General features: G+C 56.6%; 11 protein-coding genes and 1 tRNA gene. 7 read left to right on the top strand and 5 right to left on the bottom strand.

What is annotated here, in order from left to right; all coding sequences use genetic code 11:
• Positions 1-391: 391 nt before the first annotated feature.
• The 7 genes from RBR25_RS16395 to RBR25_RS16365 all read left to right on the top strand — a co-directional run bounded on the left by RBR25_RS16395 (position 392) and on the right by RBR25_RS16365 (position 6,877).
• Complete coding sequence (locus tag RBR25_RS16395) at positions 392-1,639, top strand: tyrosine-type recombinase/integrase (protein ID WP_432820626.1); 1,248 nt, start codon at positions 392-394, stop codon at positions 1,637-1,639.
• A 13-nt stretch (positions 1,640-1,652) separates the two neighbouring features.
• Positions 1,653-2,294 (top strand): hypothetical protein, encoded by a 642-nt coding sequence (locus RBR25_RS16390; protein WP_432820625.1) that lies wholly within the window; start codon positions 1,653-1,655, stop codon positions 2,292-2,294.
• A 145-nt stretch (positions 2,295-2,439) separates the two neighbouring features.
• Complete coding sequence (locus RBR25_RS16385; protein ID WP_432820624.1) at positions 2,440-2,685, top strand: hypothetical protein; 246 nt, start codon at positions 2,440-2,442, stop codon at positions 2,683-2,685.
• A 184-nt stretch (positions 2,686-2,869) separates the two neighbouring features.
• Complete coding sequence (locus tag RBR25_RS16380) at positions 2,870-3,574, top strand: hypothetical protein (RefSeq protein ID WP_432820623.1); 705 nt, start codon at positions 2,870-2,872, stop codon at positions 3,572-3,574.
• An 84-nt stretch (positions 3,575-3,658) separates the two neighbouring features.
• A complete protein-coding gene (locus RBR25_RS16375; RefSeq protein ID WP_432820622.1) occupies positions 3,659-5,644 on the top strand; it encodes an AAA family ATPase in 1,986 nt (661 codons plus the stop codon).
• A gap of 237 nt (positions 5,645-5,881) precedes the next feature.
• The gene (locus tag RBR25_RS16370; protein WP_432820621.1) at positions 5,882-6,196 is read left to right on the top strand and encodes a hypothetical protein; all 315 of its coding nucleotides are present in this window, start codon (positions 5,882-5,884) and stop codon (positions 6,194-6,196) included.
• 162 nt (positions 6,197-6,358) lie between these two features.
• Complete coding sequence (locus RBR25_RS16365) at positions 6,359-6,877, top strand: hypothetical protein (protein WP_432820620.1); 519 nt, start codon at positions 6,359-6,361, stop codon at positions 6,875-6,877.
• A gap of 167 nt (positions 6,878-7,044) precedes the next feature.
• Here the strand turns inward: RBR25_RS16365 and RBR25_RS16360 are convergent.
• The 5 genes from RBR25_RS16360 to RBR25_RS16340 form a co-directional block, all read right to left on the bottom strand.
• Positions 7,045-7,120 (bottom strand) — tRNA-Asn (locus RBR25_RS16360).
• Between the two features lie 71 nt (positions 7,121-7,191).
• Positions 7,192-7,782: a GTP-binding protein gene (locus RBR25_RS16355; protein ID WP_432820619.1), complete on the bottom strand. Its 591-nt coding sequence runs from the start codon at positions 7,780-7,782 to the stop codon at positions 7,192-7,194.
• Positions 7,783-7,796: 14 nt separating this feature from the next.
• Positions 7,797-8,291, bottom strand: a complete 495-nt coding sequence (locus RBR25_RS16350; RefSeq protein ID WP_432820618.1) for a roadblock/LC7 domain-containing protein — start codon at positions 8,289-8,291, stop codon at positions 7,797-7,799.
• A gap of 91 nt (positions 8,292-8,382) precedes the next feature.
• Positions 8,383-10,212: a DNA helicase RecQ gene (gene recQ, locus RBR25_RS16345; protein WP_432820627.1), complete on the bottom strand. Its 1,830-nt coding sequence runs from the start codon at positions 10,210-10,212 to the stop codon at positions 8,383-8,385.
• Positions 10,213-10,442: 230 nt separating this feature from the next.
• The gene (locus tag RBR25_RS16340) at positions 10,443-11,819 is read right to left on the bottom strand and encodes a UbiD family decarboxylase (RefSeq protein WP_432820617.1); all 1,377 of its coding nucleotides are present in this window, start codon (positions 11,817-11,819) and stop codon (positions 10,443-10,445) included.
• Positions 11,820-12,011: the final 192 nt, after the last annotated feature.

The following is a 12,011-nucleotide window of genomic DNA, read 5'->3' as shown; positions in this document are numbered from 1 at the left end:
CTTGCCGTTCAGCTAGCGGTTCCCGTCATCAGGGTCCGCAGAGGACTTTCACCTCCAAGTCACCATTCAGACACCACAGCTGAATGGATGGTGCTTTCGCACCACGCGCCATGCCGGGCGCACAAACCAAAAAGGGCCTACGGAATAAACCGTAGACCCTTGATTTGTTTGGCTCCCCAACCCGGACTCGAACCAGGGACAGGGTGGTTAACAGTCGCCTATTCCTACTTTCCCACACCTCCCCAAAGCGACTAAAAATCTATTGATATTCAGGACATTTAGAAATATACTCTTCCCATAGCATCCCTTAAAATCACCCTGTTTCAGACAAAAACAAGCCACCCAATCGGCCACCCAAGCCACCCAACAGGCCACCCAAAAAGGGGGAGATATGGCGAGCAAGGACGAACTTTTCAAGACTGGCGAACCCGGCGTTTTCTATCGGGAGCATCCCACCCGGAAGCATGGCGTAAAAAAAGACCGTCAATGGGTGGTTGTCCAAGTGCTCGCGGGGAAGCGGCGCGTGTCCACCCTGGGGTGGTGGTCGCAAGAAGTAACCCTTGGCGATGCACTCAATAGGGCGGCTGAATATCGGAACAACCACAAGTGGAACTTGGAAAACCCGGACCAACCGCCCCGGCCTATCTGCAAGCAGGACGAAGACGACGCCGCAGAGCTCAAGCGCCAAGAGATCGAACGGGCGCGGCGGGAGCAGGAACACCGTAACATCACTTTTGGCGAATACTTCACAACCCGATACCTGCCCTTGCAGTTTGACCACGGCAAGAAATCCGCCGCCAAGGAAGAACAGCTTTATCGACTTCACATCGCGCCTATTCTGGCGAAATTCAGCTTTGCCGAAATCATGCCCTTGCATATCGAGAAGATCGGTAAATCCATGAAGGACAAGGGCCTTTCCCCCAAAACTATCGCCTATGCTTATGCAGTCATTCGCCAGGCATGGAACCTTGCCAACAATGACGACGTTACCGACCGGCAGCACCCCACCCGCAAGGTCAAAAAACCCAAGCTGAACAACAAGAGGGAGCGTTTCATCAGCGAGGAGGAAGAAACCATTCTTCTGGAGGCCCTCAAGAAGCGAAGCATGACAACTCACGATATGGCCATTATGAGCCTGGACACCGGCGCACGTTGGGGTGAACTGGCTGCGCTTACATGGCAAAACGTTGACCTTGAGGCATGCACCGCCAGGCTGATGGACACCAAGGCAGGGGATAACCGGACGATCCACACCACAACCGCGCGCGTTAAGGAAATGCTTGATCGGCGGAAGACAACCGCCAAAAGCCCTTTTGTTTTCCCGGCGCTTGGGGGCGAAATGCAGAAACAGACGAACGTGGTTTTTTCCAGGGTCGTAACCGACCTCGGCCTGAATGACGGCATTACCGACCCTCGGCAGAAGGTTTGCTTTCACACCCTGCGCCATACCTTCGCCAGTCGTCTGGCCATGGCAGGGGTCCCCCTTTACACTATCGCCAGGGCTATGGGCCACCACACAATCGCCATGACTGAGCGATATGCACATCTGGCACCGGACGTGCTGCGCGATGCCATGGTTCACCTGGAGAAGCAACCCGCCGCCGCCGCCAAGGTCGTCAACCTGGACGACCGGCGGTAGGGGGGGGCGCACCATGCGAATGATTGCTTATGATGCTGTCGAACCCGTCTTGACCCCCGAGCAGCGCGAAAAACTGGAGGCATTCTTTGCCGACGCCACCGAAGAGAACCGCCGCAAAGCGATCTTTTGGATTGAGAAAGGGCTTAGGCTGTGGAAAGCCTACCAAGAGAACAGGCCGGACCGGAAGAGCGCGGCCCGACAAATCGCCAAGATGAAAACCCACCTGGACGGCCTTTTCAATGAGTTGGCAGGACTGAACCCCGACACAATCGAGGCCATAAATCGTGCTGGACAACGACGAGCGGAAAACGGCTATTTTGACGGCTGGAACCTGGCAAGCGAGTTGCCCCTTGCATCGAACGGCCTACTTTCAAAAGTGGCTGTCCTTCGTCAACTCTGCGGCATGGCGCTTGAGGATTTACCGGAGCAAGGCAAGAGGGCGCGGCCAAAGGGAACAGACGCTGAACCCGAAAAAGCCCTGGCGGGATTTTTGGTGGAAGCCTTCGCTCAGGCTTTCGGGCGGCTACCGAGGGCCAAAAGCGGGAACACCGATTCAGAACTGAGGCCGATTTATGAAATCATTGGCGCCTGGTATTCTCATCACCATTTCAAGGAAGTGAAACAAGCCATTGAAAACAATAGGGATTTTTATTAAATATGCCAAAATAACGAAAAACGGTTAAAAAACAGCGCTTTACGGAAATTTCAGCAAAACCATTTTAAATCAATATCTTACGCTTTTTGCCTCCTTTATGCTTCCCCCAACACCACGGGGAAACACCTAACAGGAGGCTTTTTTTATGGCTACGAACATTGAGCAAATCATCAGGCAAATCGAGCAGGAAGCGCCGCCGGTCTTGACCAGGGTCGAGATTGAACGAATCACCGGCGGGGCGATCAAGGCAAAGAGCTTGGCAAACATGGACTGTCTCGGCGGCGGTATTGCTGAGCGCCTCACGATGGGCCGGAAGGTCTTCTACCCCCGCGAAGCCTTCATTGACTGGCTTCGCCGCCGAATGGCTGCCGAGCCGATGGCAAAAAACTGAACGCCGCCAGTGCCCCCGGCCTTCGGCGGCGGGGCCGGACCTGGCACAGGGGGATCACTTGGCCGAGTGCCCCCGGCAATCGTTGCCGAATGAACCGCCAAGACCCGGCAGGATGCAACCCAATATCCTTATGCTCCGCGTCCGTGGCCGGGAACCCAAAAAACCAATTCAAGGAGTTGACCGAATGAAAGCCGAAAAACAGAAAAAAGTGAAAGAAAACGCGGGCAAGCTGGCGGAACGCGAAGCGAGACTTTCCGAAATTCAGGGAAAAATCGACGCGGCAAAGGCCGAACTTGCGGTTCTCGGGGAAAGTGCCACGCCGAAACTCAAGCGCCGCCACGAAGACATGATGGCCGACGCCGCCCTTGGATCGAAGGACCCGGCGCAAGCTGAACGTCTGAAAAATGAGATCGAAGCCGAGGCCGCCCGCGATCTGCGCCGCGAAAACTTGGCGGGCCTCGTTGCCGGGCTGGAGCGCAAACGCGACGAAGCCGACACGGAGCGGCGGGTGGGAGCGGGGAAGTATCGCGAGGCGATCCTTGAAGCCTTGGAGGACGAAGCCCAGGAACTCGGGGCCGAATACATGGCGGCGGCCGTCAAGGTCTGCGCCACTTTCCGCAGGCTGGCGGCTATTACCCAAGTCCACGCCGGATATCACGGCGGCCAAAATCAATTCGGCCCCGGACAGAGCGCGGCGCGGTTTTTGTCAATTCCAGCCTTTCGGCACCTGGCGGCATTTGAAGGCCATGTGCGAAGCGACGATCTGTCATGCATCGACATCGTGCGAGACGTCCGCGACAACGCCGGCATGGTTTTTCAGAGGGACGTCGAAGCCGAGCGTGCCCGACTGACGGCGGCGGGGTTCGACCTGGACAAAGCAGCAGGTTGACACAAAGAAGGGCGGCCCCCCGGATCGCTCCCAGGGGGCCGTTGTGGGGCGGGCTGAGCATCGAAAGGATGGAGTGATTCTATCATGCAAGTATCTGAAAAACAAATTGATTTTAACGATGCCGACCGGCAGGCCCCGGCCCGGCCCCGGCTGACAATCGACACAAGCCCCGAGGCTTTCCGCGAGGCGATCCGCGAAATCCTTGGACATGCCCCCGACGCCACCCCTCCAGGCAAGCTGGTACGCTTCGCAACGTCTGACCGGCGCGGCGATCTATCGGGATGGGCGAAACTTTTTGACGATGGCGAGGGCGGCGTTTTTGGCGACTGGCGCGACGGCATGAACGAGGTATGGCAGGCCCGGCAACCGCTGACCGACCAGGAACGCCGAGACTTCGCGGCCAAGGTCAAGGCCGCCAGAGAACAAGCAGACCAGGAGCGCGCCAAGGAACAGGCGGCTTGCCGGAAGAGATCGACGGCGGCATGGGAAGCAGCGGCTCCGGCTGATCCGGCCCACCCCTATCTGGTGAAAAAGGGAGTGATGCCCTACCAGGCGAGGCAATCCGGCGGGAGGCTGCTGATCCCCGTCATGGACACCGCCGGGACGATTCACGGCCTCCAGTCAATCGACGCCGAGGGGGGCAAGCGCTTTGAATCTGGCACCGCCAAGCGGGGGAACTTTTCACCCCTGGGGGAGCCGAGAGACAAGACGCTGCTGCTCTGCGAGGGCTTCGCCACCGGAGCAACGATCCACGAGGCCACCGGGGAGGCTGTCGCTGTCGCCTTCGATGCCGGGAACCTTCGCCCCGTTGCCGAGGCGCTGAGGGGGGCTTATCCCGACTGGCGGCTGATCGTCTGCGCCGATGATGACCACGGCACCCTTGGCAACCCTGGAATTAAGAACGCGATTCAGGCGGCGGAGGCTGTGGGCGGTCTGCTGGCTGTGCCTGACTTTGCCGGGACCGAGCGCGGCCCGAAAGATACCGACTTCAACGACCTGGCGAAGCTGGCGGGCATGGAAGCGGTCAAGGCCTGTATCGTTGATGCTGCTGGGCCTATGCCTACCCCTGGACCCCTGGAAGAAAACGCCGTAGCGGGCGAATTTGGAAGCGAAGAACCAGCAGCGGCGCGGCTCAAGATCGTTGACGTTGCCGACTTCCTGAGCCTGGAGTTTCCGCCAAGGGAGAACATTCTAGCCCCCTGGCTCCCGAGGCAAGGGCTGTGCATGGTTTACGCTCCCCGAGGCCTGGGCAAGACGCACTTTTCCTTGGGGGTGTCCTATGCCGTCGCCACCGGCGGGACGTTCCTTACCTGGAGCGCACCGGCCCCGCGTGGTGTCCTGTTCCTTGATGGCGAGATGCCGGGAGTTGTCTTGCAAGAGCGCTTGGCGCGAATCGTCGCCAGTAACGACAAGGAACCGGCGGCACCCCTGCGCATCGTCACACCGGACTTGCAAGCGCGGGGGATGCTGAACCTTTCCGACCCGGCAGAGCAGGCGGCGCTTGAGCCGTTCCTTGATGGCGTCGATTTAATCGTGGTTGACAACCTTTCGACCCTTTGCCGGTCCGGGAAGGAAGCCGAGGGGGAAAGCTGGCTCCCCGTCCAGGAATGGGCCTTGCGGCAACGGGCGGCGGGGAGATCCGTCCTTTTTGTCCACCATAGCGGCAAGAATGGCGAGCAGCGCGGCACCTCCCGCCGGGAGGATGTTCTTGACACCGTGATAGCCCTGCGGCGGCCCTGCGACTACTCCCCCGACAAGGGGGCATGTTTCGAGGTTCATTTTGAAAAGGCGCGGGGGATTTACGGCGACGAAACGAAATCGTTTGAGGCGACCTTGACCACCGGCCCCGATGGGCGGCAAGAGTGGCTCATGAAGAACCTTGAAGAGAGCACCGCCGAAAAAGTGGCGAAGCTGTTGAAAGAGGGAGTGCCTCAAGGCGAGATTGCCGACATGCTGGGCTTGACCAAGGGCGCGGTATCGAAGGCCAAGAAGAGGGCCGAAAATATGGGCCTGATCGACAACCCCCGGCCCCCCCGAGGCGGGCGCGATAGCTGGCTGAACGATGACTAAAGCCCCCGAGTTTCCCAGTTTCCCGCCCTAGGGGAGGAAACCAGGAAACTTTTTGAAAAAGTGGGAAACCGGCAGGGAAACCGAAAGGAAACCATGAGCCTTAAAGCCTTAGCAGAGCGCGTTTTACATGGAAACCGGCAAGGAAACCTTGTGGAAACTGAGAGTTTCCTAATCCCTAAAAATGGGGGTCAAAAAACACCCCAAAAGTTTCCTGAGTTTCCCGGCGATCTGAACCGATTGATTGACGCGGCCCTTGCCGAGATTGACCAGGCGCGGGAGAGTTGGAACGGCTGGCGGGGGAGTCTTTCGGAAGAGCAGCGGGACCGGCTCAAGGCAACGGAAGCAGAGGTTGACGCGGCGGCTCGGGCGATCTACGACCGGCAGGCGCGGGAGAGACAGGGGCAGCGGTCAGACATTCAGGAAAATTTGCCTGAATGTTCCGGGCAGGCCAGAGACGCCGCCGGGAAGGCTGTGGGGGTGTCGGGCGAGCGGCGGCGACTCGAACGAGCGCTGTCAGAGTACAAGGCGGCGGTTCTAAACGAAATCGTTTAGCGCTGAAACGAACTCGTTTTGCTTCGCAGAATGGCGCACAAGAGGCGAACGCCACCGGATGCAGGCCCAAGGCTGTCAATGGGTCCTTCCAGGGCTTAAACGGCGTGCGGTCATGCGAGCCCAGGGTATTCGCAGATACCAAAAATTTTCGGAGGTGGAATTTTGGAACGGATAACGACGCTGGACACGGTTAGGGACGTGGTTGATTTTCTCACCAGAAGCGGATGGAAGGCTTCAAAAAGCACGGTTTACGGACATTGGAAGAGGGACGGGAAGCTTCGCGCCATGAAAAATGGACGCTTCGCTGTTGATGCCGTGCTGGAATATGCGCGATCCTATCTTTCCAGAATCGACGGCGCACCCGAGGGAACACTTGCGGAAGAAAAACTTCGTGCTGAGATCGAGCGCATCAAAGCCGATGCTCAGACCAGAGGACTTAGGCTGCGTCAGTTACAAGGCGAACTGATCCCCAAGAGCGACGTGGAATTTATGCTGTCGGAGCGAGCCGTTGCCCTTGTCGCCTACTTTGGATCAATCGCAAGGACTGGAGCGGCCCGCGTTATCAAGATCGTCAATGGTGATCCGCAGAAAGAAAAAGACCTGATAGCGTGGTGGCTGGCGATGAACAAGAAAGCCTTCGACAATTACGCCAGAGCGATGATGGAGGAAGAAGAAGAATGACCAGGGCGCTAACATTGACCAGGACCACCGAGCCGGGACCGAAAGGATCCGGCTTTTTTTATGGCGATAACATCCCTTGCGCCAAAAACAGGCCACCCAACAGGCCACCCATTGACCAAAAAAGAAAAAAGGGCTTACGGGAAAAACCCGTAAACCCTTGATTTTCTTGGCTCCCCAACCCGGACTCGAACCAGGGACAGGGTGGTTAACAGCCACCTGCTCTACCGACTGAGCTATTGGGGAATGTCGTTACAGGGTCGGAATATACGAGATTGCCCCGGGGGTGTCAAGGGCTTTTTCATCTTCGGCGGTTTTTAGCGGGAACCTTTTTTCAGATCGACCAAGATCAACTTGGCGACCGCCTTGAGGGTTTCGAAGACGCCCTCGCCGGTCATGGCGCAGGCGGTGAAATCAGGCACGCCCCCGGGGTTGACCAGCCGCCGCAGCTCTTCGATCGGCGTGATGTTGGGCAAGTCGATCTTGTTGTACTGGACAACGAAGGGCAGGTTTTCGAGCTTGTAGCCCTGTTCCTCGAGATTGTCCTTGAGGTTCTCCAAGCTTTCAATGTTGGCGTCGAGTCGCTCGTCCTGGGCGTCGGCGACGAAGACCACGCCGTCGACCCCTTTGAGGATGAGTTTGCGCGAGGCGTCGTAAAAGACCTGTCCCGGTACCGTGTAAAGATGAAAACGGGTTTTGAAGCCGCGAATCTCGCCGAGGGCCAGGGGCAGAAAGTCGAAGAAGAGGGTCCGCTCGGTTTCCGTCGCCAAGGAGATCATCTTGCCTTTGGCCTCGGGGGCGGTCTTCTGATAGATGTATTGCAGATTGGTGGTCTTGCCGCAAAGCCCGGGGCCGTAATAGACGATCTTGCAATTGATTTCCCGGGAAGCGTAATTGATGAATGACATAGCGGCTTATCCCGTTATTTGAAAAGATTGTCGATGTCGTCGTCGGTAATTTCCGCAAATGGGCTCATCTTGTTGGTCTTTTCGGTTTCGGCGGTCTTTTTCGCGAGTTCGTCAAAGATTCGACCCAATTCCTCGCTGGCTTTTTTGACACGCAAGCGCACCAGTCCGAGAGAGCTGCGCTGGTCAAAAATAACGACCAAAATGACCCGGCCGGCGACGATGGAGATGTGGAGGTTGTCCTTTTCCCCCTCGTGAAAGAGGATGGAGAACTCTTTTTCGCCGATCAGCTTGGCCAAACCACCAGTCGCGGCGATATTGCCGGCGGTAAGGGAGGCCAAACTGGTGGTATCCATGTGCTCGGTTTCACCGACGGCGGAGATCAGCTGGCCGTTTTTATCGACCAGAAAAATCACCTTGGAATTCGACTCGCGCAGGAGACGCTCTATGACAACGTTGATTTTCCTGAATTCTTCGTCGTACATGACAAAGGATGGTTGAGAACCGAACATATCCGCATGCTCCTTGCTGAGAGTTTTCCGCCGGCATTTTTATAGCATCTATTGTGCCAAACAATCAAGGCGATCCCCGAACCGACGCACCTCATCCTCCTCCGTTTCCCCCCGTCATGGCCTGAGTTTTGCGATAGTCTTCGATCTCGACTAAAAATGAATCACCGTAACGATCGGCCTTATGGGCACCGATACCACCAATGTCCAAAAGTGCCGCTTGATCGCGCGGCTGAACGTTTGCCAACTCCACCAGGGTGGCATCGGTGAAAATGACAAAGGGGGGAACGCCGGCCGCCTCGGCCAACGTCTTACGTAAGGCACGCAGTCGTTGAAAGAGCGCTTGATCGCAGGCGATGTCCCCCTTCCCCCCAACTCGCCCGGCCTCTTTCTTTACTGACGGAATCCGCGGTTTGGCCAAATGCAACACCTCTTCCCCCCGCAGCAGAGGCCGGGCCTTCTCCGTCAACTTGAGCACGGAATAGTCGCCGATATCCTGCCGCAGATAACCGAGATGCACCAGTTGTCGCAGGAGCGAACCCCATTCGGCCTGGCTGAGATGGGCGCCGATCCCGTAGGTGGAGAGTCGATCATGGCGGAGGTCAAGGAGTCGTTGTCCGCGTCCGCCGCGCAGCACTTCGATGACATGGCCGACGCCGAAACGTTGCCCGACCCGATAGACACAGGAGAGCGCCTTGCGCGCATCCTCGGTAGCATCATAGGTTTGCGGCGGGTTCAGGCAGACATCGCAGTTACCGCAATCCTCCTCCAGTTTCTCGCCGAAATAACCGAGCAAGACCCGCCTACGACAGATCTGGCTTTCGGCGTACGCAGCTATGGCATGGAGCTTGTGCAATTCGATCCGCACTTGCGCGGGGTTCCCCCCTTTTTCGATGAGACCCCGGGCCAAGGCGATATCGGCTCCGCCAAAGAGAAGCAGAGCCTCGGCAGGGAGACCGTCCCTGCCGGCACGACCGGTCTCTTGATAGTAGCTCTCCAGATTTTTCGGTAAATCGTGATGGACAACAAAACGGACATTTGACTTGTCTATCCCCATACCGAAGGCAACGGTGGCCACCACCACCTGAATTTCATCCCGGGAAAAGGCCTCCTGTACCCGCTGCCGCTCGTCATCAGGGAGGCCGGCATGATAGGCCGCCGCCAAGAAACCTTCCCGTTGCAGATTTTCGGCAATGTTTTCGACCCGTTTACGAGAAAGGGCATAGACAATTCCCGCTTCGCTACCTCGTTCCCGCAGAAATTGCAGCAACTGCACCTGCGGCTGGCGCTTTTCAATAACTTGGTAACGGATGTTCGGGCGATCGAATCCGGCGATATGACAAGCACCGGAACTCAGCCGCAGACGGGTAAGAATATCCTTGCGGGTCTGTGGGTCTGCGGTCGCGGTCAAAGCGATCAGCGGGATGTTGGGAAACGTATCCCGCAAAGCGCCGAGCGCAAGATATTCAGGGCGGAAATCATGCCCCCACTGGGAAATGCAATGAGCTTCATCAATGGCAAATAGGGCGATCTCGACCTGCCGGAGGCGCGCGATGAACTCTTCGTTCATGAGGCGCTCCGGCGCGACATAGAGCAAATCCAACTCGTCGTTATGCAATGCGTGCAAGACCTCGCGTCCTGTCGCCCCGTCAAGCGATGAATTGTAGTAGGCTGCACGGACTCCGTTAAAGCGGAGAGCATCCACCTGATCCTTCATCAATGCGATCAAGGGAGAGACAACAATGGCCACTCCCGGGCGATGCAGGGCGGGTATCTGATAGCAGAGGGATTTTCCACCGCCGGTGGGCATGAGCACAAAAGCATCACGCCCCGCGATCAGATCGGTAATGATCTCCTCCTGGTGGGGGCGAAACTGATCAAAACCGAAGACCCGGCTCAGAGTATCTTGGGGATTCTTGATCATGATCCGACGCTCGTAGTAATCCACACCAGTTTCCTCACAACATGTCGGATATATTGAATGAATCTGCCGAAAAAAGCTCTGTTGATCGCAACCGGACGATCGCAACAATCACATGCCTCCCCACATAGAAACAGTCTCTTATACAAGTGCCCCTCAATCTCTCGATATTGGCCATTAATTAGCATTTTCTCGGTTGCATATACATCCTTCCAACTCATCCACCCCTTCTTCTAATCGACGCGAAACCCGTACTCAAACCAGCGCTCTTCGATCTTTTGTGCAATTCGTACATCGGCAAGCAGCGGCTTACGCTCTTGACGCACCGATGCATCGATAATGATTTTCCCGCCTTGAGAGTAAATATCCCGTTCCGGCCGAACACAATTAAGTGCATGCCAATAAGCAAGAGACATATTCTGTACATCCACTTCGGCGTTAAAGACAGCAAGAAGACGGGAGTTCTTAAACAACCAATGACGCTGCAGTCGCTCCAGAAGAGCATATCCTTGACCCTCCGCGTCAGGGGTCAGGGAAATCAGGACGGCGCCATGATAAATACTTTCCACCGGGAAGTTGATGTCCCTGATTTCGGGATAATCAAGCTGTGCCATCGGCAGAAAGAGGCGCTCCGTTGCCTTGGCCAAATAAACATTTTCCATCGGCGGCGGGCCTACCACCGTACAGGGATAAACAGGCCGCCTGCGGCAGGTCATGGCGGTGAGATGAAAAACCGGGGCCGGAGCAGCGGGGACATAATATCCGGTATGATTCCCGAAAGGGCCCTCCATAGCCGTTTCTGAGGGATGCACATAACCTTCAAGGACGATCTCCGCCGCTGCAGGCACGTGCAAATCGCAACTGACACAGCGCACCATCTCTATCGGTTTGCGGCGAAGATATCCAGCGAATGCCACCTCATCTATTCCCCCTGGGAGAGGAACCCCGGCAGCATAAATCAGCGCAAGATCCCCGCCGAGGACAAGAGCTAAAGGCATGGCCAAGCCCCGAGCTTGCCAACCCCGGAAATGACGAGCACCGTCACTCTGGTCCGCCCAACGAATCGCAGCACGCTTCTGATCCAGCAACTGCACCCGGTACATGCCACAGTTTAAGCGCCCTGATCCGGCCTCTCTGCTAAAGACCAGCGGCAGGGTCAGATACCTTCCACCATCCCCCGGCCAGGAACGTAGTGCCGGGATACTCACAAAAGATGCATTGTCCCTCCGCACAACGGTCTGGCAGGATCCGTTTTTTGACAACTTGGGTAACGCATCGGGAAGTTCAACAAATCGGCTCAGGCGTTCTTCAGCCGAATGGCCCTCAATCTGCACCAGATCCCTTATGACTCTTTGTGCCAGAAGGTCAAGATTATCCGTCCACAACGCCCATCCCATGCGCCTGACGGAGCCAAAAAGATTTGTAAGAACTGGGATATCTGTCCCCTGAACATTTTCGAAACAAAGGGCCGGACCACCGCCGGGGAGTTTGCAGCATCGTTCGGTTATAGCGGCAATTTCGAGATCGGTATCAACTGCGTCTGTTATTCTGAGAAGATCTCCACTCTCTTCCAGAAAATCGACAAAACCCTGAATATCCTTCATTGACATAGGAGATGCTCCTTCATTTTTCTCCACCAATTCCCGAAATCATATCCTTTTTCATTGCCAGTACCATCGAGTAGGGTGAGGCGAGCAGATCAAGCTCGCCTCATCCCTCTCACAGAACCGTACGTACGGGCCTCGTATACGGCTCCTGTCCATTCTTCCCCTCAGTACGTCTGAGGCAGGTACCCGGTTTGC

This window comes from Trichloromonas sp., assembly GCF_034006665.1.
Taxonomy (GTDB): Bacteria; Desulfobacterota; Desulfuromonadia; order Desulfuromonadales; family Trichloromonadaceae; genus Trichloromonas.
The sequence above is the reverse complement of the archived record's forward strand: the minus strand, read 5'-3'. Positions and strand labels throughout refer to the sequence as shown.

What these genes read in the sequence shown, in the direction of transcription:
- RBR25_RS16395 (WP_432820626.1), top strand. Translation starts at nt 392, where the DNA reads ATGGCGAGCAAGGACGAACTTTTCAAGACTGGCGAACCCGGCGTTTTC.
- RBR25_RS16390 (WP_432820625.1), top strand. Translation starts at nt 1,653, where the DNA reads ATGCGAATGATTGCTTATGATGCTGTCGAACCCGTCTTGACCCCCGAG.
- RBR25_RS16385 (WP_432820624.1), top strand. Translation starts at nt 2,440, where the DNA reads ATGGCTACGAACATTGAGCAAATCATCAGGCAAATCGAGCAGGAAGCG.
- RBR25_RS16380 (WP_432820623.1), top strand. Translation starts at nt 2,870, where the DNA reads ATGAAAGCCGAAAAACAGAAAAAAGTGAAAGAAAACGCGGGCAAGCTG.
- RBR25_RS16375 (WP_432820622.1), top strand. Translation starts at nt 3,659, where the DNA reads ATGCAAGTATCTGAAAAACAAATTGATTTTAACGATGCCGACCGGCAG.
- RBR25_RS16355 (WP_432820619.1), bottom strand. Translation starts at nt 7,782, where the DNA reads ATGTCATTCATCAATTACGCTTCCCGGGAAATCAATTGCAAGATCGTC.
- RBR25_RS16350 (WP_432820618.1), bottom strand. Translation starts at nt 8,291, where the DNA reads ATGTTCGGTTCTCAACCATCCTTTGTCATGTACGACGAAGAATTCAGG.
- recQ (WP_432820627.1), bottom strand. Translation starts at nt 10,212, where the DNA reads ATGATCAAGAATCCCCAAGATACTCTGAGCCGGGTCTTCGGTTTTGAT.
- RBR25_RS16340 (WP_432820617.1), bottom strand. Translation starts at nt 11,819, where the DNA reads ATGTCAATGAAGGATATTCAGGGTTTTGTCGATTTTCTGGAAGAGAGT.